Source organism: Priestia sp. JSM ZJ58 (assembly GCF_044383985.1).
Classification (GTDB): Bacteria; Bacillota; Bacilli; order Bacillales; family Bacillaceae_H; genus Priestia; species Priestia zanthoxyli.
This window is the reverse complement of the sequence record NZ_JBISEM010000001.1, coordinates 637,427-660,080: the sequence shown is the minus strand read 5'-3', so window position 1 is coordinate 660,080 and position 22,654 is coordinate 637,427. Positions and strand designations below refer to the sequence as shown.

Here is a 22,654-nt window from a genome sequence, read left to right as displayed (position 1 = left end):
CGCTATTATTCTGTCTTATTTTCACTTTAGAACCATATATAATTATTCGATTTATTCTCCCAGGCCTTTCCTATTCAACCATTCTTGTTACTTGAATAATGTGAGGCAATGTTTTTAACTCTTCAATTACATCATCTTCAATATTCGTATCCATTTCAATTGCCATAAGCGCTACTTCGCCGCGCTCTTTGCGAGATACTTCCATATGTCCGATATTAATTGAATGTTTCATCAAAATATTTGTAACGGTCGCAATGGCACCAAATCGATCATTATGCACAACGAGAATAGCTGGATTCATGCCTGATAAATTTAATTCAAATCCGTTAAGCTCCGTAATTTGAATTTTTCCTCCGCCAATTGAAATTCCAACAACTTCAATTTCCTTTAATCCGTCGCTCATTTTGATGCGAGCAGTATTCGGATGATCGGTGATTGCCGCTTCCTCAACAAATGTGACGTCGATTCCTTCCTTTTTAGCCAAGTCCAAAGACTCCGGAATACGCTGATCGAATGTATCAAAATCTAAAATACCGCCAATCAACGCTACGTCTGTTCCGTGCCCTTTATACGTTTGCGCAAAAGAACCGTACAATGAAACCACAACTTTTGTGGGCTGCTTACCAAAGAGTGTTCGGGCAACGCGTCCAATACGCGCTGCACCAGCCGTATGTGAACTAGATGGTCCAATCATTACCGGACCAATAATATCAAAGACAGATTTATATTTCATAAGGATTTTCCCCCTGCTATTTAGACATTGTTATTACTTATATGTTACTTGAGCTTTTGACTTTTTGGAAGCTTTGTTTCACGCTCTTAAAAAATTTAAAAATTCTCATTTTTGTTAGAGATTCACGCACAAAAAAAGCGGTGTATTTATCCATAAAAATAGGATAAGTACACCGCTTTTTTTGCTATGTTATGCAGGAAAAGATGAATTACTTACGCTGCTTCTTGCTCTGAAGCTACATCGTCTACTGTTTTAATTTTAAAGTTTTTAAAAACAACTGAACCTATAAACCCAGCTAATGCTCCCGCTAGTGCACAAAGTACTGCACAAATTGTGACCTTCATAGGGTCATTAAACCCAAACATCACTGCAAGTCCTGCGATTGGCGTTGCCGTGCCTGCAGCATCATTTACTAATCCGAACAGAGCCACAACTACACCCGCTAGTGCCCCTCCAACAAAGTTGGTAACGTAAATAGGAATTGGATTGGCTGAAATAATATTCGCTTGTGTTAAAGGTTCAACTGCAACTGAAATGGTTGTACGACGATCCCCAATTTTTAATCGATCAAACAGCACATAGTTCATGAAAGAAGAACCAAACACAGCAAGAGCTCCAATCGCCATAGGCAATCCCGTTAACCCTAGCATAGCCGTTAAAGCCATTGAGCTAAGCGGAGCCGTTGCTACTACTGTAATAACTCCCCCTAAAATAATTCCCATCAAAATAGGGCTAGCACTTGTTGTATCTTTAATAATTCCTCCAATATTTAAAAGCGTCGCATCTACAATAGGTGAGAATGCATTACCAATTAATCTTGTTAAAGGTGCTGCAATTAAGATATTGCCTAATAAGTCTAGACCAGCAGGTGCCTTTTTCTCAATAAATTTCACTACAAATGCCATGAGGTATCCCGCAAAAAATCCAGGGAGCAAGCCTAGTCCTGAACACACCACGCCCATCATAAGAGCATATACAGGAGATACTCCTAACGCCAAAGCAACTAGTGCAGCTGCTGCAACTCCTCCCATTCCTCCTGCAGCCTTTCCAACTTCACCTAAGAATGAAATACCTAGTAAATCTCCTCCTACATACGACTGAAAGGCCTCTACGAGAAACGCAGCCACCGCTCCGCTTGCCAGAGCCCCCATCGCTTTCATGCCATAAGGTGCCTTGTTGCTAAACAACCAAAATAAAAATAAAACTAATAACAATAAACCTGTTCCTTTTAAAATATCCACTGTTGCCTCTCCTCTCATGCTGTTTTCTTTCACATTTGACTCAATCAGTTTTCAAAACTACCATACAAACGGGTTCTTTTCAACTAATATACCTAATATACCGAACGATTACAACATGTAAAAATAAAATAGTTCGTATTTAACTTAAAAAACACAAAAAAGAAGCGCCCCTTGAGAGGAGTGCTTCTTTTTTTGTTATTCAATTGCAAAAATGTAAGAATATAAAGGTTGATCTCCTTTATGAAGCTCTACCTCAACTTCTTCAAACGTTTCTTCTACAAACGATGTTAGCGCTTCAGCTTCATAGTCTGAGACATCCTCTCCTTGAAGAATCGTAAGGATTTCCGCTTCGTCATCAATCATATAAGTCAATAGCTTTTTCGCTGCTTCTAATTTCTCTGAATCTTTTACGACGATTTTCTTTTCGGCAATACCCATAAAATCGCCTTTAGCTAATTCAAGACCATCAATATTTGTATCGCGAACTGCATACGTTACTTGCCCTGTTTTTACGTGCTGCAGAGCTTCTGTCATTGCTTCCTCGTTTTCTTTTAAGCTTTGCTGAGGATTAAATGATAGCAGCGCTGTCATTCCTTGAGGAACCGTTTTAGACGGGACAACCGAAACGTGACTGCCCGCAACAGCAGCCGCTTGGTTAGCAGCCATTACAATATTTCCGTTATTAGGTAAAATAAGTACCTGTTCTGCATTTGTTTCTTCAATCGCTTTGACAATATCCTCCGTACTTGGATTCATTGTTTGTCCGCCTTCAATGACAACCGTTGCCCCAAGGCTCTTGAACAATTCAGCAATTCCTTTTCCCATTGATACAGTAACAATGCCAAAGGGCTGTTTTTCAGCCTTTTTTACTGCAGGCTTTTCTTCATCTGAAACAATGCTGCTATGCTGTTCTCTCATGTTTTCAATCTTCATTTTAATTAAACTTCCATATTGCTGCCCGTAGTTTAACACTTCTCCAGGATGCTCGGCGTGAATATGAACTTTCACAATTTCATCATCAGATACTACAAGCAACGAGTCGCCCCATTTACTTAAATCTTGGCGAAACGTTTCTTCAGAAAATGTTTTAGCTGCGGGCTTATCCTCTTCCAGCCTTACCATAAATTCTGTACAATAGCCAAATTCAATATCTTCTGTATTCATATGGCTTTGCGCATGCTTATGATGCTCAGCATTTACAAGTTCATTCATCGAAGGAGCTGACATGGGTACACCCGGAAGTTTTTCACCTTTTAATTCAGCTAAAAACCCTTCATAAATTAAAACAAGCCCTTGACCTCCGCTATCCACTACGCCTACTTCTTTTAACACGGGTAAAAGATCTGGCGTGCGATTTAACGAAGCATTAGCTTCCTTAAGTACTTCTTCCATGAACAGAATCATATCAGATTGCTTTTTAGCAACAGCCGCTGCTTTTTTAGCGGTATCCTTAGCTACTGTTAAAATGGTTCCTTCGATTGGTTTCATAACAGCTTTATAAGCAGTTTCTACACCAAGCTCAAGAGCTTCAGCAAACTCAACTGTTGTAATCGCTGACTTTTGCTCAACCGATTTCGCAAAACCACGGAATAATTGAGATAAAATAACTCCTGAATTACCGCGCGCGCCCATCAATAAGCCCTTAGACAAAGCTTGACTCACTTGACCGATGTGATCAGATAGTTTATTTTTCACTTCTTTAGCACCAGACGTAATCGATAAGTTCATATTTGTTCCAGTATCACCATCTGGTACAGGAAAAACGTTCAGCGCATCCACGTAATCTGCATTGTTAGATAGATGCTGGGCTCCTTGAAGCACCATTTCTCTAAACCGCTTTCCGTCCAACGTTGTCATTGACACGAATCTTCCTCCTTAATTAAACGTTCGTTACACGAACACCCTGCACATAAATATTTACTGAATCAACCGTTAGACCAACCGTTTGTTCCAGCGTGTATTTTACTTTTGTTTGCACATTATGAGCAATTTCAGAAATTTTTGTTCCATAGCTTACGATAATGTACATGTCGATATGTACGTCATCCTCTTCTTGTCTTACCACAATACCTCGTGTAAAGTTTTCTTTGCGAAGAATTTCTGTAAGACCATCTTTAAGCTGATTTTTTGAAGCCATTCCGACAATCCCGTAACAATCAACAGCTGCTCCTCCAGCAATTGTTGCAATTACATCTGTAGAAATATCAATTTGACCATACTTCGTTTTCATTTCGATGGACATACTCGTTCCCCTTTCTACTTTCATAGGTTATAAATATTCTACTATAATCAATCTCGTTTTAAAAGAGGCGTCCAGCTTGTCCCTTTTAAAGATGACAGTATTGGGTATCAACTTGTCTTAAAATAAGTAATTGCCCAAGTTATACCTATTTCTACTCTCTATATTATTGAACATAGATTCATTTTATATGTCAAGGAAAATTTCTTGAAAGCTTTTCTCCAGAACTATTGCATTCTCTTTAAGGCTGTGATAAATTAATATAGTATTTCTCAAAACAGAATTGAGTAGTTTTTTTGGTGTTAGGAGGGAAAATCATGGCACGCAAATGTGTAGTAACTGGTAGAAAAGCTCGTTCAGGTAACGCACGTTCTCACGCAATGAACGCTACTAAGCGTAAATGGGGTGCTAACGTTCAAAAAGTACGTATCTTAGTGAACGGTAAACCAAAACGTGTGTACGTTTCAGCTAGAGCCCTTAAGTCTGGTAAAGTTCAACGCGTTTAATCTTTATAATGAAAAAGCACCATATTTTATGGTGCTTCTTTTATTATTCCGGCGTTGTTAATCTTTTTTAAACGAATTAAGCATGACCTTTACGATCCCACCTAAAAACTTTGGAAGTTTGATTGTATAGAATTTCATACTGTCCCTCCTAACCGTCTCCACACTTTATCTCCTTTTAAAGAAAGCCCTATGTCCTGCTCTCATTTTCCATACTTCATCACAAGCAACGTTTATCATTGCTTCTTACCATCATTAATATGCCTTTTGTAAATGAAAAAGTACCTCTTTGTTGAATAAGTTCGTTGCTAATACATAAAGTTGAGCCGAGTTCTACTTCATGCTTATTGAGCGGATATTTGAAACCTTCTAGCGTAAGTTCTTTTACACCGCCTGCAAAAGGAACGAATGAAATATAGTGAAACTCCTTTAAACGATCAACATGATAAGTGCCTGGTTCAAACAATTGAATGATATTTTGATTGTCAATCATTTGTACATTCGCTTTCTTTTTTAAGCCTTTGTACAGGAGCTGAATGCTTCCAAACATGTGGTCAAGTCTTCCACCGGTTGCTCCAAAGATACAAATACTGTCCGGTTTTTGCTCTATTGCCCACTCAAAAGCAAGTTCCAAATCAGTTGCATCTTTTTCCGCAGGATACAATTCAACATCTTGTAATGCTTCTCTCACTCGCTTAAGCTGCGCATTTGTAATGGAATCAAAATCTCCGAATGCTTTCACGGGCAAAATGTCTTGTTGAAGAAGCAGGAATACGCCCCGGTCTACTCCTACCCACTTTACATCATTTGATTGGTGCAGGAGTGGCATATGTTCATCCGGTCCCCCTGCTAGAATATGAATTTTCATTATGTATATGCTCCTTTTCTATTAAAAAATGAACGAAATAAATATGTTTTCTTTATCCTAAAAGAAAAAGCTGCTGTGTACAAGTTCTACCCGTTGTACACAGCAGCTTTTATTACTTACGCTTGAACAGTTGTGCGAATTTGGCTGATTGCGCCAGCTCGATCTTCTTGATTATAAATAGCTGAGCCAGCCACTAAGACATTTGCTCCTGCTTCTACACATTTTCTTGCTGTTTCTTCATTAATTCCTCCATCAACCTCTACTTCAATAGAAAGGTGACGGATTTCAATAAGCTGAGAGATTTGCTCAATTTTCGGCAGTACACTTGGAATGAAGTTTTGTCCTCCAAAGCCTGGGTTCACCGTCATTAATAAAATAAGATCGATATCTTCTAAGATATGCTTTACCACGTCAATTGGCGTTGCAGGATTTAAAGCAACGCCTGCTTTCATGCCGTGCTCTTTGATTAATTGAATGGTGCGGTGCAAATGAGTACACGCTTCAGCATGTACCGTTAAAATATCAGCACCCGCCTTTGCAAACATTGGAACGTATTGATCTGGGTTTTCAATCATTAAATGCACATCTAATGGCAGTGTTGTGACAGGGCGTACAGCCTCAACGATAAGCGGTCCAATTGTAATATTAGGAACAAAATGGCCATCCATGACGTCTATATGGATGTAGTCTGCTCCACCTGCTTCAACTTCACGAATTTCTTCAGCAAGCTTTGAAAAATTGGCAGATAAAATGGAAGGTGCGATTTTTGTCATTTTTAATACCTCGGCTTTCTTTGCTTAATTTCCTCAATAAATTGCAAGTAATGTTCGTAGCGATAACTCGGAATTTCTTTTTGTTCGTATGCTTCTTTCACCGCACATTTTGGTTCTTTCACATGCAAACAACCTCGAAATTTACACTGTTCACTCAAACGCGACATTTCAGGAAAACAATCGGTCAACTCTTCTACTTCTAACGTTAAAAATTCCAGTGAGCTAAAGCCTGGCGTATCAGCTACTAAACCTTCACCAAACGAAATCAGTTCTACATGACGTGTTGTATGCTTTCCTCTTCCAAGTGACATTGAAATATCATTTGTCTTTAACTCAAGCTCTGGTTTAAGCGTATTTAGCAGTGAAGATTTACCTACACCTGACTGTCCAGCAATAACCGTTACGCGATCTTCAAATAACGGCTGAATTTGTTCCATGCCTTTTTCTGTGACTGTCGACGTTAAAATGACCTCATATCCTATTTTACGATATTCTTCGGCATATTGCTCGATTTCTTGCTTTTGCTGCTGTGATAAAAGATCTACTTTTGAAATACAAATAATAGGTTCAATATGATTAGACTCCACTAACACTAAAAATCGGTCAAGAAGCATTGTACTAAAATCAGGTTCAATCGCTGAAAAAACAAGCAGCGCCTGATCAACATTTGAAATTGGGGGACGAACTAATTCATTTTTACGTTCTTTAATTTCAAGTATATATCCTTCAAGCTTATTTTCCGCCTGAAATACTACATTGTCACCGACTAAAGGCGTTACCTTCTTTTTACGAAAAACACCTCGTCCTCGACATTGCGTTACTTGTCCGTCATGAAGAACATAATAAAATCCGCTAAGGGATTTAATAATTCTTCCTTCTGGCATAACCTCACTCCTATCACTCTGGATATTCAACGTCTTTTTCTTCAATAACTTCCCCGTCTCGGACAATTTTATAAGACGCTTTTTCATTTTCATCAACTAAAACATCGAATGATTCTTTTGTTGTTTCAGTAATCGTTAGTTCTTTAGCAGGAACCGACATATCGTTATCTGCATCTTCGATATAAATTTGTACTTTTTGCGGCTTTGGCTTTTCCTCTTCTGTTTCAGTGGCATCGCCTGTTTCCGTTGCGTCGCCTTGTTCCGTGCTTGCTTCGGTGTCAGCCTCTTCTTTATACGGAATGGTAACATCCACTGACACCGTTTGAGGAGCTTTTGGCTCTTTGCCCATTGAGACCGTAATGGTGAGCTTATCACCTTGCTCAATACTCTGCTCCGCTGCAGGCTTTTGAGACATCACAAGACCTTTTTCAACAGTGTCGGAATACGCTGTTTTTACGTCCACTTCAATATCTTCATCTGATGCATAATCTTTTACGCTTTTTTCCGTCCAGCCCGAGAAATCCTTTAATGCAATCTTCGGCGGACCTTTACTTACCCATAGAGTAACCGTTGTATCTTCCGGCACGACTTGTTCGGTTTCTTTAGGCGTCTGATCTGTAATATTGCCTTTTGGTTCTGTGCTTTCAACTTCGATGGATTGGATATCTTTATAATTCTGCTTTTCTAACAGACTTTTTACTTCCGTAAAGCTTCTTCCAATGTACCGGTTAAATGCTTCTTTTTTCTTTCCTGTACTTCGATAAATAATGACGTTAGAGCCTTCTTTGATCACGTCTCCCGCTTCTGGCATCGTTTTAACCACGTCGCCTTCTTCCACCTCATTATCAGATATATCTTTAGGATTCTTCACTTTAAAGCCTAAAGAAACTAAATCGGTTACAGCTGATTCATAATCTTGATTATGTAAATCAGGAACCTTTACGTCTTTTGGCAGTAATAAAGCCGGAATGAATGTAACGGCGGCTACGCTAGCAGCTGCCAGCAGCAAAAAAATTAAAACAAGCGTTACAATCAGCTTGCTTTTGCCTTTTTTCTTTTTCTTCTTTTTTTTCTTCGGCTTTACTTCTTCTTCTTCTTGTTCTTCGCGCTCTAAGTGAGGTGGTTTTCTCACAGGTACGTGCGTTTCTTCGGATTCAACAAAATCCTCCTTAATAACGGGAATGGCTTTTGTCACTTCTTCATCATCAGGCACCGTAAATCTTTGTTCATTATAACGATTTGGATGAACAGCAGACTGTAAATCCGCTTCGAGTTCTTCGACGGAACTGTATCGGTAAAATGGATCTTTAGTTGTTGCTTTTAATACAACATTCTCCACGCTTTGAGGGATAGATGGATTCCACCTTTTTGGAGAAGGTGTTTCTGTCTGTAAATGTTTTAATGCAATTGACACAGCCGATTCCCCAGAAAAAGGGACTCGACCCGTTAGCAATTCAAATAGGACGATGCCAAGCGAATAAATATCAGAACGCTTATTCGCAAGCCCTCCCCTTGCCTGTTCAGGAGATAAATAATGAACAGAGCCCAAAACAGAATTAGTATGCGTAATGGTTGTAGAACTTAGTGCTACGGCAATGCCGAAGTCAGTAACTTTAATGGTATCATCATGATCAATTAAAATATTTTGAGGCTTAATATCCCGGTGAATAATTCCGTACTGATGAGCATGGGCAATAGCTGATGTAATCTGCGTCATAATATGTATGGCTTTATCAAGAGATAATGGTGATTCTTGCAGAATGTATTGCTTTAATGTCATACCCGGTACATATTCCATGATGATATAGTAAATATCTTCTTCTTCTCCAACATCATAAATGCTGACAATATTAGGATGAGCAATACTCGTAGCAGATTGAGCTTCTCGATGGAAACGCTTTATAAACGCATCGTCACTTGCAAAGTCTAAACGAAGCACTTTAATTGCCACATCACGATCCAAAATCATGTCGCGACCTAAATAGACGTTTGCCATTCCGCCTCCACCAATTACTTGCAATACCTTATAACGGTCGTTTAGCCGTCTACCTATTAGCAACACTCTCACCCACTTTCAGATGTAAAGTCCACAATTGCAAGTGTAATATTGTCTTCTCCACCAAGCTCATTTGCTAATTGAATCAGGCTCGTACCCTTTTCGTGAAGTGATGAACTTGTTGATAACGTTTCGTTCAGCTTTTGTTCCGTTACCTTATTTGTCAGTCCATCTGAACATAATAATAATCGATCTTCTTTTTCCACTTCAATTGTTTTTACATCTAAACTAACATTTTCTTCGGTACCTAGTGCTCGCAATAAGATATTTTTTCGCGGATGATGTTCAGCATCTTCTTTTGTGATTTGACCATTTTTTACGAGTTCATTCACAAGAGAATGATCTTCTGTTACTTGTTGAAATCCATATTCATTGGAAATATAGCACCTGCTGTCTCCTATATTACCAATCGCACAAAACGTATCGGCGCATAAAGCAAGTACAACTGTCGTACCCATGCCTTTACACTCTTCATGCTCCTGAGCATACCGATAAATATCTTGATTAATTTGCGAAACATGCGTACGAATCCACTGCGTCGCCTCATCAGGAGACGTTACTTTGTTCGCTTCTTCCCACGCTATTTGCAATTTTTGAACCGCCATCTCACTGGCGATGTCGCCAGCTCGATGACCTCCCATACCATCAGCCACAATTGCAAGCAGCTGATTATGTTGGTTCAAAAATACCCCTCCGTTATCTTCATTGTGTTGTCTAACTCTCCCTCGGTCTGTCATGAAGACAGTTGCCATACAATCACCTCGTCTCTTCTTTACGCTCCTTCGCACGTAATTGGCCACAAGCTGCATCGATGTCATGACCTTGCTCACGTCGAATAGTCACGTTAACGCCACGCTTTTTAAGCGTACGTTCAAATGCAAAAATCTGTTCACGCGGTGTACGAACATAATCACGCTCAGGCACATAGTTTACCGGAATCAAGTTCACGTGACATTTAACGTCTTTAATCAAATCCGCTAATTCCTCCGCATGCTCTACTTGATCGTTTACTCCTCCGAATAGACCATACTCAAAGCTAATACGTCTTCCCGTTTTATCCGTATAATATTTAATGGCTTCCATCAAATCAGGAAGTTTATACGCGCGGTTAATCGGCATTAAGCGTGAGCGGATGTCATTGTTTGGAGCGTGAAGTGAAATCGCAAAATTGATTTGCATTTTTTCATCAGCAAATTTATAGATTTTTGGAATGATTCCACTTGTCGATACTGTGATATGACGTGCACCAATATTTAATCCATCATCACTGTTAATTGTTTTTAAGAAGCGCATCATTTCATCATAGTTATCAAATGGCTCCCCAATACCCATAATTACGACAGAGCTCACGCGTTCTCCTTGTTCATCTAGCGCTTTTTGTACTTTTACTACTTGCGCTACGATTTCTCCAGCTTCTAAGTTACGCTTTAAACCTCCAAGAGTAGACGCACAGAACGTACAGCCGATGCGACAGCCAACTTGAGTTGTTACGCAGACAGAATTTCCGTATTCATGACGCATAAGCACCGTTTCAATCGTATAACCGTCATGGAGTTCGAATAAAAACTTCATCGTGCCGTCTCCAGACGTTTGCTGAACAACTGTTTTTAATGTCGTTAATGCAAATTTGTCTTTTAATTGTTCACGTAATCCTTTAGATAAGTTTGACATATCGTCAAAGTCCGTTACGCGTTTAACATATAACCAGTCAAAAATTTGTTTAGCACGGAACTTCTTATCACCATGTTCCACTAACCAATTTTCTAGGTCGTGCATTTCTAATGAATAAATAGATGGTTTTTGCGTTTTTTCTTCTGCTTTTGCTTTTCTTTTAGCTACTTCTTCCATTTTTACACCTTCTTCTGTAAACATGCAATATAAAATCCATCGCTTTGTGCATCTGGCAACAATTGAATTTCACCATGTTTTACGTTTTGTTTAAGTCTTTGCGGCATGCGTGCAGCAAGCGTTTCGTCTTTTTGAAAATCAGCATGATCTGCTAAAAATGCTGCTACAACATCCCCATTTTCATCCCGATCAATTGTACATGTACTATATACGAGGGTCCCACCTTTTTTTAATAAAGGCGCAACCGCATTTAAAATATCTTGTTGAATACGCGCCAGCTGCTTTACATCCTGCTCAGTTTTTGTATATTTCAAATCAGGTTTACGTCTCATCACACCAAAACCTGAGCACGGGGCATCTACTAAAATGCGGTCAAACATTTCTTTATCAAACTGTTCACCGGCTTTGCGGCTGTCTTGAACCGTTGGCTCAATATTGGTAAGATGCAGACGCTCTGCCTGCTGGGCAATCAGCTTTACTTTATGGTCATGAATGTCCAAGGAAATAACTCTACCACTGTTTTTAAGCTGCTCTGCAATATGAGTTGATTTTCCTCCCGGTGCAGCACAGCTATCTAAAATCAGCTCTTCTGCTTCTGCACCTAGTGCATGAGCTACTAACATAGAGCTTTCATCTTGAACGGTAAACATTCCTTCACGAAATGCTTGTGTATGAGCTGCATTTCCTTTTTGAACTTCTAGCGCTTCTTCTACAAAATGGCCTGGTTCTACAACAATACCTTCTTTTTCTAGCGCTTCTTTTACTTCATTTTGCGTAAAGCGTGCACTGTTTACTCGGATTGTTTGTTTAGGGGCCATTAAATTAGCTAAACAGATTCCGCGTGTTTTGTCCAATCCATATTGTTCCACCCAGCGTTTTACAAGCCATACTGGATGACTCGTTTCAATTGCCAAGCGCTCCACAGGATTTTGTATTTCTTCTAAAGAAGGCGTGCCGCTGCGCTGAATATTTCGTAAAACGCCGTTTACCATTGAGGCAATTCCTTTGTGACCACGTTTTTTAGCAATTTCTACTGCTTCATGAAGGATTGCCCGGTCAGGTACTCGGTCTAAATACATCATCTGATAAAGAGATAAACGAAGCAGCACTCGCACCCAAGGCTGAAGTTTTTTGGGATTTTTCAAGAAAGGGGCTAACCCGTAATCTAACGTATCGCGTCTTTGAATCGTTCCATACACGATTTCCGTTAACAGCCCTGCATCTTTCCCTTGAATACCACGTTTTTGTATACTGTTATTTAACAATAGATTGCTGAATGCCTGATTTTTTTCAATAGCTAGTAAAATATCTAAAGCTATGTCTCGAACGTTGTACTTACTCATTGACATCCCCTAATACTGTTCCGACTTCAACAGATGTACCTCGTAAATACTGCGCTGCATCCATACGTTTTTTTCCAGCCGGCTGAAGTTCCGTCACTTTAATAGCTGTTTCATTTCCAGTTGCTACTACAAATCCGTCCTCTTCAAGTGATAAAACGGTACCCGGTTTGCCTGATGCGGATACTTTCTCTCCCCACCAAATTTTCATGACTTGACCGTCTGCTGTTGTATAAGCAACGGGCCAAGGATGAAGTCCGCGGATATGATTATAAATTTCTTCTCCTGTACGGGCCCAATCAATTTTCTCTTGTTCACGCTTAATATTAGAAGCAAATGTCGCTTCGCCATCGTTTTGTTTAACCGGCGTAATTTCACCTTTCACAAGAGAAGGAATGGTTTCTGAAAGCAATTTTGCACCAGCAGCGCTGAGTTTATCGTGAAGTGTGCCCACGTGATCACGTTCTTCAATCGGAACTTCTACCTGTGTTAAGATATCACCTGCATCTAATTTTTCTACCATATACATAATTGTAACACCAGTTTTCGGCTTACCTTGTAGAATTGAATAGTGAATCGGCGCGCCTCCGCGCAGTTCAGGTAACAGAGAAGCATGTACGTTAATACAGCCGTATTTAGGCGCTTCTAAAATAGGAGTTGGTAAAATTTGACCAAAAGCCGCTGTTACAATTAGGTCAGGCTCATACGCTAACACTTGCTGATATTCTTCTTCTAAACGAATCTTTTCTGGCTGCAGTACAGGTATTTCATGTTTTAACGCCTCAACTTTTACAGGAGGAGGTGTTAATACGCGCTTGCGTCCTTTTGGTCGGTCCGGCTGTGTAACCACTGCGACCACTTCATATCCATCTTTAAGTAATGTTTGTAAAACCGGCACTGAAAAATCCGGCGTTCCCATAAATACGACTTTCATCGTGTAAAACCTACCCTTCTAGTTCATCCTCTTCGTAATACTTTGTTACTTTTTCCGTGAACAATACACCGTGTAAGTGATCAATTTCATGTTGAATGGCTCGTGCTAAAAAACCTTTTGCTTCTATAAAATAAGGTTTTCCTTTACGATTTTGCGCACGTACTTTCACATAATCAGCTCGAGCCACGTCACCAAAAAGGCCCGGAAAACTTAGGCAGCCTTCTGGACCGATTTGTTCGCCTCGTTGCTCAATAATTACCGGATTAATTAACTCAATTTTACCGTGTCGATCGTCCACGTCTACCACTGCCACTTGCTGCAGAACTCCTACTTGAGGAGCAGCTAGACCCACACCGTCTGCTTCAAGCATTAAATCATACATGCCGTTTAGTAATTTCGCTAATTTATTATCAAAGTTTTTAACGACTTCACACTCTTGTTCAAGTACTTCATTAGGATGGTAAACAAGCTTAAGCTTAGCCAAATAGGCACCTCCTTTATTCTTTCTATTTATATCCAAAAAGCTTCTTCTTTAACGCCATCAAGACGACTAGTTACATCATCGAGTATGGATTCAAATCAATTGTAATCGTTAAATTTTCCTTCTGCATTTCCGCTTGATAACGTTCTAATATATATTTCAACAGCGGAATCAGGCTTGGTTCCAGCTTGTATTTTAACATGCATTGATAGCGATATCTATCTTTTATCTTAGCAATGGGAGATGCGACTGGCCCTAAGATCGTTGTTTGCGGCGAAAGTTTCTGACCCAGATACTGCGAAATTTTGTCTGTAACAGACACCACTTTTGCAATATTTTCATGAGATACCGTTACAAGCGCCAAGTAAAAGAAAGGCGGATATTTATGCATTTTACGAATTTCCATCTCCTGCTTATAAAACGCATCGTAATCATGCTGACTCGCAAGTTGAATGCTGTAGTGCTCAGGCGTGTACGTTTGAATCACTACTTCTCCTGGAAGCTTGTGGCGTCCTGCTCTTCCGCTTACTTGTGTTAAAAGCTGAAACGTTTTTTCAGATGCACGAAAGTCAGGTAAATTCAGCATCGTATCTGCTGTTAAAACGCCTACAAGCGTGACGTTTGGAAAGTCTAGCCCTTTGGCAATCATCTGCGTCCCTAGTAAAATTTGCGCTTCTCCACTTGCAAACTTGTTCAGGAGCTTTTCATGCGCGCCTTTTCGGCTTGTCGTATCAACATCCATTCGCACGACTCTAGCCTCAGGCAGCACTTTTGTTAATTCTTCTTCCACTTTTTGTGTACCAGATCCAAAAAAGCGGATATGTTCGCTGTGGCATTCCGGGCACTCAGTGTGCACATGTTCTTCGTGTCCGCAGTAATGGCATTTTAATTTATTTTGATAGCGGTGATACGTTAGTGAAATTTCACAGTGCTCACATGTCGGAACGTAACCGCAGTCCCTGCACATAACAAAAGAAGAATGGCCTCTTTTATTTAAAAATAAAACGATTTGCTCTCCTTTTTCCAAACGGTTTTTCATCTTTTCAAACAGCATAGTTGAAAACATAGAGCGATTGCCGCTGCGAAGTTCCTCTCTCATATCAACAATATCCACCGACGGCATCGATGACTTATTCATTCTTTGCTTTAACGTCAGTAGCTTATATACACCTTTTTGCGCTCTTGCAAAGGACTCAAGCGTTGGTGTTGCACTTCCTAAAATGACTGGACACTGATGATGCTGCCCTCGGTAAATGGCTACATCTTTTGCATGATAACGGGGGTTTTCTTCTTGTTTATAACTCGTCTCATGTTCTTCATCGATAATAAGAAGGCCTAAATTTTCAAATGGAGCAAATACAGCAGAGCGGGCCCCTACCACAACGGATACTTCTTTTCGCTGAATTTTTCGCCATTCATCGTATTTTTCTCCAGTAGACAAGCCGCTATGAAGCACAGCAACTTTTGAGCCGAACCGCTCTTTAAACCGCTTGACCATCTGAGGGGTAAGTGAAATCTCCGGAACAAGCATAATCGCTTCTTTTCCTTTTTTTAATACTTGATCAATCGATTGGAGATACACTTCTGTTTTTCCGCTTCCCGTTACTCCATACATTAAAAACACATCGTGAAGATTTTCTTCGATGTCCTGCAGAATCGGTGCGATTGCCTCAGCTTGTTCATCGGTCAATTGAAATGGCTTTGACGGTGTAAAGTATCGATCTTGATAAGGATCACGGTATATTTCAATTTCCGTTTCCTCTAAGAGTCCTTTGTTAATCAGCGCTTTTATAGGAGCGGAGGTAATCTGCAAATCTTCCGCTATTTCTTTTATGGCTACTTCTTCATTTCGCTCGAGCATAAAAGACAGCACTTGCTTTTGCTTTTCTGCCTGCTTATTTAACTCGTTCATAAACTGTTGAATGTCTTCAAGGCTTTGATTCAGTTTTACGCCTTTTGCCGTTTTTTTGTTTCCTTTGTTTTTCACCACGTAGACGACTTCAATTAGACCTTTTTGAATATCACGGTGAAAAGCAGGAGCAGCGGCTGTTTTTTCCACTTCACTCCACTTCAGCGAGGATCTTGACTGAAAAAACGGCTTGACTTGCTCATGAAGCTGTTCGTATGCCTCTTTTGAAAGGAGTGACAGTTCTTTATCATATTTTGCTTTCATCGCCGCAGGCAGCATGACTTGAAAAGCCGATATCATAAAACAAAGCGTTTTTTCTGTTAGCCAGTGCCCAATCTCTAACAGTTCAGGAGTTAGAACCGGCGTTAAATCAAGCAAGTCAGCGATTGGTTTAACACGCTTAACTTCAGCCTCTTCTTTAAGAGCCACCACAAACCCTTGAACTTTTCTTGGACCAAACGGAACGACAACTCGCATACCCGGAACAATAATTCCTTTCCATTTGTCAGGAATGGCGTAGTCAAAAGCTCGATCTGTTTGTTTAGCAGCCACGTCCACAATTACACTAGCTACACTCATTTTCTCCGCCCTTCTAACATTTCCTTCACTTCTTTTAACACCTCGGTAGCTACATCGTGTTTTGAAAGAATGGGAAGTTCTTTAGACTCTCCGCTTCGCTTATAGAGCGTCACAATATTTGTGTCCGTCCCAAAACCTGCTCCTTCTGTCGTCACGTTATTGGCTACAATCATATCCAAGTTTTTAGATGCAAGTTTCTTTTGTGCATATTCATCCACTTGTTCTGTTTCTGCTGCAAAGCCGACTAAAAGCTGGTGTTCTTTTCGCTCTCCAAGCGTGCGTAAAATATCTGTTGTTCTCTCTAGCTCTAATACTGCTTCACCAGGCTGCTTTTTCATCTTTTGATCAAACACATACTTTGGTCGGTAATCTGCCACTGCGGCTGATTTAATGACAACATCTGCTTCATGATAGCGCTGCATAACAGCTTCAAGCATCTGCTGCGCACTTTCAATTTGAACAACCTGCACCCCTTTTGGATACTCTAAATTCGTCGGTCCCGTTACAAGTGTTACCGATGCACCTAACTTAGCAGCTTGTTCTGCAAGAGCATAGCCCATTTTCCCAGTAGAGCGATTGGTGAAAAATCGGACGGGATCAACGCGTTCTACCGTAGGTCCTGCTGTAACCAATACATTGATACCGTCAAAGATTTTTTGTGTATCTGATACTTTGGAAAAATAAGAGCCGATTAGTGAAACAATTGTTTCTGGCTCTTCAAGACGACCTTTTCCTACATAACCACATGCCAAATACCCTTCTCCTGGTTCTACAAAAGAGTAACCAAATGATGAAAGAGTGCTCATATTTTTTTTAACAGCGGGATGATCGTACATATGAACATTCATTGCAGGCGCAATCCACACAGGTGCAGTAGCAGCCAATAGCGTTGTGGAAATCATATCATCTGCAAGACCATTTGCTATTTTCCCTATCATATTAGCCGTAGCAGGAGCCACTAAAATTAAATCGGGCCAATCGGCTAAATCAATATGTGCAATCACAGATGGATCTTTTTCATCAAACGTATCTGTATAAACTGGGTTTCGAGACAGAGCTTGAAACGTAAGCGGCGTTACGAACTCGCGTGCTGAAGCAGTCATCATTACTTTAACTTCCGCTCCTGCTTGTACTAATTTACTTGTTAAAGCTACGGCTTTATATACGGCGATTCCGCCGCTAACACATAATAAAATTCGTTTTCCCTTCATCATTATGCCCCCATCTATTTATCCCGCTCAACCAGCATCCGCTTGTTTACTCGGGTAACTATCTAAAGCTTTTCAATTCAATTATTATACCATTTTTGTAGTGAGACATTCACTATCCTGCTTGAATACAAACAAAAGCATCAAAAAAATAACAACCTATAAAGTAGGTTGTTATTTTTTCACTTACTGATGTTTAGAATCTTCTTCTGCTACACCTTGCTTATAGCTTAATTGTTCAGCATTAATTTCTTCTAAAGCACAGCCTACAAACTTATAAGAAACCGGCTTTTCAATCGGCGTATCATTGTGAAGCTGTAATTGACGAGCGCGTTTTGCAGCTACTGTCACAAGCGTGTACTTAGAATCTAATTTTTCCATTAGGGAATCAATTGATGGATAAAGCATGTTTATTCTACCTCCAGCATTCTTTTATAGCGCGCAGAAATACGATCACGACGGCAGTGTTCAGCCGTTACGATAGCACGGATGCGAGCACAAGCATTTTCTACTTTGTCATTTTCTACAACATAATCGTAGGCGTCCATAAGTTCAATTTCTTCTTTTGCCACGCGCATACGGTTATTGATTAAGTCTTCTGTTTCAGTACCGCGGTTTACGATACGACTTTTAAGCTCTGATAAACTCGGCGGTGCCAAGAAGATGAACAAACCTTCTGGAAATGCTTCTTTCACTTGAAGAGCACCTTGCACTTCAATTTCTAGAAATACGTCTTTTCCTTCAGATAACGTTTGTTCTACATAATCAACCGGGGTACCGTAGTAGTTGCCTACGTATTCAGCCCACTCTAATAATTTCTTGTTTTCAATCATGCGCTCAAACTCTTCGCGTGGTTTGAAGAAATAGTCAACGCCGTCTACTTCACCTTCGCGGGGCTTTCTTGTTGTTGCAGAGATAGAATACTGCAATTTAATGTCTTCTTGCTCAAACAATGCTTTTCGTACCGTTCCTTTTCCAACACCTGATGGTCCGGAAAGAACAATTAATAAACCTCTTTCAATCATCGGTTCAAGTGACCTACCCTTCTAATAATTCTTCTTTGTTTATAAGTCGCTGCGACACAGTTTCTGGCTGTACAGGAGCTAAAATAACATGATCGCTATCCATAACAATAACAGATCGTGTTTTACGTCCTTGCGTTGCATCTATTAAAGAGCCTCGATCTTTTGCATCTTGAATAATGCGTTTGATTGGAGCTGATTCAGGATGAACGACAGAGATTATACGATTAGAAGAAATAAAATTTCCAAATCCAACGTTCACTAATTTACCGCTCATAAGAAGCCTCCTGCTATACCAATATAATCTTTATCTTACACGAAGGCTATTCAATATTTTGAACCTGCTCTTTTATGCGTTCTAATTGTGCTTTCATACTAATAACATACTGAGCAATAGTACCATTATTTGCCTTCGCACCGATTGTATTCATTTCACGATTCAGCTCTTGAACAAGAAAATCCAGCTTGCGTCCCACTGAATCAGGTGTATTTAATGCTTGAATAAATTGTGAAACATGACTTTGAATTCGCGTAAGTTCTTCGCTAATATCTGCTTTTTCAGCAAAAATAGCTACTTCAGTCAGCACTCGCTGCTCATCGAAAGTACCTTCTAAATAGTCGCTCAGCTTTCTTTTAATACGCTCGCGATATTGTTCAGCAACTTCAGGAGCAAGCTGTGTAATTTTTTCGCGAATGTCTTGAATGTCCTGTAAGTATCCCATTAAATCGTGATACAGCTCTGATCCCTCTCGTTTCCGCATATCCACTAACTGATGAACAGCAGCTTCAACGGCTTCAAAGATTGCACCATGAATACTCGTCTGATCAGCTTCTTCTTCATAAGTTGTCATCACTTCAGGCATGTGTAAAATGTCTTGAATTTGAACAGATTGTGACAGCCCGTGCTTTTCTTTTACTTGCTGCAACGCATTCATGTATTCATCAAGCAGCTGCCAATCCGTCTGCAGTTTCTTTTTTGCCATTTCTTCACCTGAAATAGTAACAAATACTTCTACTCTACCACGTTTTATGTATGTTTGAACGATTTTTTTTATTTTATCTTCAATTTCAATTAATTGTCTTGGCATACGGATAACAATTTCACAAAAACGATGATTAACAGACTTCATTTCCACTGTTACTGATCGATTTTCCACTTCCGCTTTTCCGCGGCCAAAACCAGTCATACTTTTTATCATTATCATCACATCCACTATGTACATCTTACATAAAAAGTATCGTAAAAGAAAGTGTTAGCAAAAAAAAGAAATCTCTCTTCTTTATTCAACCTGTAAAGGCTGCCTTCATGAGTTTTCTCATTTGGGACAGCCTGTATTAAAGTATAGCACAATTTATGAAGGTTTTCTTGTTAAAAGTGAACCAGCAAGTAAAAAAGTTGGAAGGCTTGCAAGTCCTAAAATAACGAGCCATTCCCGCGGTGCAATGGCCATTGTATGGAAAATAGGCTGCAGCGGCGGATAGTAGATGGCCACCAGCATAAGGATAATAGATGAAATAACAGCCCCTACAAGATATAAGTTCTGAAATGGATTCCGATCAAAAATTGATTTTTCACTTCGGCAGTCAAATACGTGAATAAGCTGTGCCATGACAAGTGTGGCAAATGCAATCGTCTGAGCATACTGCAACCGATCTGGGTCATTGTCGTAAACAATCATAAACGCAGCAAGTGTAGCAGCTCCAATTAAAAATCCACGGCTGACTACTTTCCATCCTAATCCTCTTGCAAAAATACCTTCGCGCGGATGCCTTGGATGGCGCTTCATCACGTTGTCCTCTGGCTGGTCTAAGCCAAGAGCCATCGCAGGCAAACCGTCTGTTACTAAGTTTACCCATAGTATCTGAATGGGCACTAGCGGAAGCGGAAGTGCTAAAATCATCGCAAAGAGCATAACTAAAATTTCTCCTACATTTGATGCAAGCAAGTAACGGATAAACTTCCGAATATTTTCATAGATATTTCGCCCTTCTTTGATCGCTGATTTAATAGTGGCAAAATTATCATCAAGCAAAACGAGTGAAGACGCTTCTTTTGCTACGTCTGTCCCGGTGATGCCCATCGCAATTCCTATGTCTGCTGCTTTAATAGCCGGTGCGTCATTTACGCCGTCGCCCGTCATCGCTACAATGTGATCTTTTGCTTGAAGAGCTTTAACAATTTTAAGCTTATGCTCAGGTGATACCCTTGCATATACATAAACATCATCTACTACTTCTTCTAGCTCTTCCTGCGTCATTTTGGATAAATCCGTTCCTTCCAAGACTTGACCGTTTTTCGGTAAAATTCCGAGCTGTTTTGCAATCGCCTGTGCTGTAATAACGTGGTCACCTGTAATCATAACGGTTTTGATGCCTGCGTCTCGGCATTCTTTGACCGCTTGCTTGACCTCTGGTCTTGGCGGATCAATCATTCCTTGAAGCCCGAGGAAAGTCAGGTCTTTTTCTGCTTCCTTCTCTGTATGAACGCTCTCATGTTCTCCTAACGGTCGATATGCAATAGCAATGGTTCGAAGCGCTTGGCTAGCTAACTGATCAATCGCTCCTTTTACTTCATTATGAACCGTTACCGACAGCGTTTGTTGTCTGCTTTCCCACAAAATATTTTTGCTGTTTATAAGCAGCACATCCGGAGCACCTTTTGTTATCACATAGCGTTTATGAGATGCGTCTTCAATGACTACACTCATCATTTTACGCGTTGAATCAAATGGAAACTCTTCAATAATCGTAAACTGCTTTTGAATATTTTCTTTTGTCAGCCCCGCTTTCATCGCGGCAACAAGCAAAGCCGCTTCAGTAGGATCCCCGTCGATAACATATTCTTTATCTTTTCTCGAGATGGACGTTTGATTGCAAAGCAGACCAAACACCAAAAGCTGCTGAAGCGGTTTTTCACTCCGTGTATCAACTTCTCTTTCCTCTCGTGAAAATACGCCCGTAGGTTCATACCCTGTCCCTGATACTCTCCACGTCATTCCTCCCGACCAGAGGTGGGTAACCGTCATTTTATTTTGCGTTAATGTGCCCGTTTTGTCTGAGCAAATGACTGACGCGCATCCTAGTGTCTCAACAGCAGGAAGTTTGCGAACAATGGATCTTTGCTTAATCATGCGCTGTACACCAAGAGATAGCGCCACGGTTACGATGGCAGGAAGACCTTCGGGTATGGCAGCAACAGCTAAGGAAACTCCCGCTAAGAACATACTGTATAAATCATGCCCTTGCAGCACACCAATCCCAACAACTAATACAGTAAGTGCAAGAGCTACAACAATTAAAATTTTGCCCAATTGCTCTAACTTCCGTTGAAGAGGAGTAATCATGGCTTCAGCATTTTGAAGTAAATCAGCAATTTGCCCCATTGTTGTTTTCATTCCAATCCCTACAACGATACCTGTTCCGCTTCCTCTGGTTACAAGGGTACCCATAAACGCCATATTGTCCTGATCTCCAAGCGGCACTTCATCTCCTGACAATGCTTTTATTTGCTTACCAACAGGCAAAGACTCTCCCGTAAGCGCTGATTCTTCAATTTCTAGACTTTTGGCTTCCATAATCCGAAGGTCAGCTCCAATACGGTCTCCGCTCGAAAACTTTACAACGTCTCCTACCACCAGCTCTTTAGATGGTAACTTAACCCATTTCCCTTCACGCATGGCTGCTACTTGAGGAGCCGAAAGCTCTTTTAATGCATGAAGAGATTTCTCTGCTTTTCTTTCTTGGAAGAACCCGAGAAATCCATTAATTACCACAATAGCAATGATAGCAATTGCATCGATGTATTCTCCTAAAAGCCCTGAAATAAGCGTGGCAGCTAGTAAAACCAGTACCATAAAATCTTTAAACTGCTCTAGAAACACAAGAATGGCTGGTTTTTTCTCTCCTTCAGTCAATTCATTAAACCCTTGTTGCTGCTGACGTGCTTTTACTTCTTTGTGTGTAAGACCATGCTGCCTGTCTGTTTTTGTTACTTCTACTATTGCTTTTTCACCTAATTCATACCATTTCATTGCAT

At 40.3% G+C, this 22,654-nt stretch carries 22 protein-coding genes; 1 reads left to right on the top strand and 21 read right to left on the bottom strand.

Annotation, left to right across the window (positions count from 1 at the left end; genetic code table 11):
- Nucleotides 1–70: 70 nt before the first annotated feature.
- The 4 genes from sdaAB to ACH6EI_RS03380 form a co-directional block, all read right to left on the bottom strand.
- Nucleotides 71–733 carry an L-serine ammonia-lyase, iron-sulfur-dependent subunit beta gene (gene sdaAB / locus ACH6EI_RS03395; protein WP_028411448.1) on the bottom strand — a complete coding sequence of 221 codons (663 nt, stop codon included), beginning with the start codon at nucleotides 731–733 and terminating at the stop codon, nucleotides 71–73.
- Between the two features lie 212 nt (nucleotides 734–945).
- Complete coding sequence (locus ACH6EI_RS03390; protein ID WP_098626931.1) at nucleotides 946–1,974, bottom strand: PTS sugar transporter subunit IIC; 1,029 nt, start codon at nucleotides 1,972–1,974, stop codon at nucleotides 946–948.
- 195 nt (nucleotides 1,975–2,169) lie between these two features.
- Complete coding sequence (locus ACH6EI_RS03385; protein WP_098626932.1) at nucleotides 2,170–3,837, bottom strand: DAK2 domain-containing protein; 1,668 nt, start codon at nucleotides 3,835–3,837, stop codon at nucleotides 2,170–2,172.
- 16 nt (nucleotides 3,838–3,853) lie between these two features.
- On the bottom strand, nucleotides 3,854–4,216 hold the full coding sequence (locus ACH6EI_RS03380) for an Asp23/Gls24 family envelope stress response protein (RefSeq protein ID WP_013058913.1): 363 nt from the start codon (nucleotides 4,214–4,216) through the stop codon (nucleotides 3,854–3,856).
- Between the two features lie 314 nt (nucleotides 4,217–4,530).
- Between ACH6EI_RS03380 and rpmB the strand changes: the two genes are divergently transcribed.
- Nucleotides 4,531–4,719: a 50S ribosomal protein L28 gene (rpmB, locus tag ACH6EI_RS03375; protein WP_013058914.1), complete on the top strand. Its 189-nt coding sequence runs from the start codon at nucleotides 4,531–4,533 to the stop codon at nucleotides 4,717–4,719.
- 57 nt (nucleotides 4,720–4,776) lie between these two features.
- On the opposite strand, the gene spoVM is transcribed toward rpmB, so the two are convergent.
- The 17 genes from spoVM to ACH6EI_RS03290 form a co-directional block, all read right to left on the bottom strand.
- Nucleotides 4,777–4,857, bottom strand: a complete 81-nt coding sequence (spoVM, locus tag ACH6EI_RS03370; protein ID WP_016765421.1) for a stage V sporulation protein SpoVM — start codon at nucleotides 4,855–4,857, stop codon at nucleotides 4,777–4,779.
- Between the two features lie 79 nt (nucleotides 4,858–4,936).
- A complete protein-coding gene (locus tag ACH6EI_RS03365; protein WP_028411450.1) occupies nucleotides 4,937–5,584 on the bottom strand; it encodes a thiamine diphosphokinase in 648 nt (215 codons plus the stop codon).
- Between the two features lie 116 nt (nucleotides 5,585–5,700).
- A complete protein-coding gene (rpe, locus tag ACH6EI_RS03360; protein WP_013058916.1) occupies nucleotides 5,701–6,357 on the bottom strand; it encodes a ribulose-phosphate 3-epimerase in 657 nt (218 codons plus the stop codon).
- A gap of 2 nt (nucleotides 6,358–6,359) precedes the next feature.
- The gene (gene rsgA, locus ACH6EI_RS03355) at nucleotides 6,360–7,241 is read right to left on the bottom strand and encodes a ribosome small subunit-dependent GTPase A (RefSeq protein WP_013058917.1); all 882 of its coding nucleotides are present in this window, start codon (nucleotides 7,239–7,241) and stop codon (nucleotides 6,360–6,362) included.
- A 13-nt stretch (nucleotides 7,242–7,254) separates the two neighbouring features.
- Nucleotides 7,255–9,300 carry a Stk1 family PASTA domain-containing Ser/Thr kinase gene (pknB, locus tag ACH6EI_RS03350; protein WP_047751791.1) on the bottom strand — a complete coding sequence of 682 codons (2,046 nt, stop codon included), beginning with the start codon at nucleotides 9,298–9,300 and terminating at the stop codon, nucleotides 7,255–7,257.
- A 5-nt stretch (nucleotides 9,301–9,305) separates the two neighbouring features.
- The gene (locus ACH6EI_RS03345; protein ID WP_028411452.1) at nucleotides 9,306–10,049 is read right to left on the bottom strand and encodes a Stp1/IreP family PP2C-type Ser/Thr phosphatase; all 744 of its coding nucleotides are present in this window, start codon (nucleotides 10,047–10,049) and stop codon (nucleotides 9,306–9,308) included.
- Nucleotides 10,050–10,053: 4 nt separating this feature from the next.
- Nucleotides 10,054–11,145 (bottom strand): dual-specificity RNA methyltransferase RlmN, encoded by a 1,092-nt coding sequence (rlmN, locus tag ACH6EI_RS03340; RefSeq protein ID WP_028411453.1) that lies wholly within the window; start codon nucleotides 11,143–11,145, stop codon nucleotides 10,054–10,056.
- A gap of 2 nt (nucleotides 11,146–11,147) precedes the next feature.
- Nucleotides 11,148–12,488 carry a 16S rRNA (cytosine(967)-C(5))-methyltransferase RsmB gene (gene rsmB, locus ACH6EI_RS03335; RefSeq protein ID WP_028411454.1) on the bottom strand — a complete coding sequence of 447 codons (1,341 nt, stop codon included), beginning with the start codon at nucleotides 12,486–12,488 and terminating at the stop codon, nucleotides 11,148–11,150.
- Nucleotides 12,481–13,419 (bottom strand): methionyl-tRNA formyltransferase, encoded by a 939-nt coding sequence (gene fmt, locus ACH6EI_RS03330; RefSeq protein WP_028411455.1) that lies wholly within the window; start codon nucleotides 13,417–13,419, stop codon nucleotides 12,481–12,483. Before fmt ends, rsmB begins: the two co-directional genes overlap by 8 nt.
- 10 nt (nucleotides 13,420–13,429) lie before the next feature.
- The gene (gene def, locus ACH6EI_RS03325; protein ID WP_013084828.1) at nucleotides 13,430–13,903 is read right to left on the bottom strand and encodes a peptide deformylase; all 474 of its coding nucleotides are present in this window, start codon (nucleotides 13,901–13,903) and stop codon (nucleotides 13,430–13,432) included.
- Between the two features lie 70 nt (nucleotides 13,904–13,973).
- Nucleotides 13,974–16,388 carry a primosomal protein N' gene (priA, locus tag ACH6EI_RS03320; protein ID WP_028411456.1) on the bottom strand — a complete coding sequence of 805 codons (2,415 nt, stop codon included), beginning with the start codon at nucleotides 16,386–16,388 and terminating at the stop codon, nucleotides 13,974–13,976.
- A complete protein-coding gene (gene coaBC / locus ACH6EI_RS03315) occupies nucleotides 16,385–17,602 on the bottom strand; it encodes a bifunctional phosphopantothenoylcysteine decarboxylase/phosphopantothenate--cysteine ligase CoaBC (protein ID WP_028411457.1) in 1,218 nt (405 codons plus the stop codon). Before coaBC ends, priA begins: the two co-directional genes overlap by 4 nt.
- A gap of 180 nt (nucleotides 17,603–17,782) precedes the next feature.
- Nucleotides 17,783–18,004 (bottom strand): DNA-directed RNA polymerase subunit omega, encoded by a 222-nt coding sequence (gene rpoZ, locus ACH6EI_RS03310; RefSeq protein WP_013058926.1) that lies wholly within the window; start codon nucleotides 18,002–18,004, stop codon nucleotides 17,783–17,785.
- Between the two features lie 2 nt (nucleotides 18,005–18,006).
- On the bottom strand, nucleotides 18,007–18,621 hold the full coding sequence (gene gmk, locus ACH6EI_RS03305) for a guanylate kinase (protein WP_013058927.1): 615 nt from the start codon (nucleotides 18,619–18,621) through the stop codon (nucleotides 18,007–18,009).
- Nucleotides 18,622–18,634: 13 nt separating this feature from the next.
- Nucleotides 18,635–18,895 (bottom strand): DUF370 domain-containing protein, encoded by a 261-nt coding sequence (locus ACH6EI_RS03300; protein ID WP_013084831.1) that lies wholly within the window; start codon nucleotides 18,893–18,895, stop codon nucleotides 18,635–18,637.
- 46 nt (nucleotides 18,896–18,941) lie between these two features.
- The gene (locus ACH6EI_RS03295) at nucleotides 18,942–19,817 is read right to left on the bottom strand and encodes a YicC/YloC family endoribonuclease (RefSeq protein WP_028411458.1); all 876 of its coding nucleotides are present in this window, start codon (nucleotides 19,815–19,817) and stop codon (nucleotides 18,942–18,944) included.
- A 153-nt stretch (nucleotides 19,818–19,970) separates the two neighbouring features.
- Nucleotides 19,971–22,649, bottom strand: a complete 2,679-nt coding sequence (locus ACH6EI_RS03290) for a cation-translocating P-type ATPase (RefSeq protein ID WP_394530450.1) — start codon at nucleotides 22,647–22,649, stop codon at nucleotides 19,971–19,973.
- Between the last annotated feature and the right edge of the window lie 5 nt (nucleotides 22,650–22,654).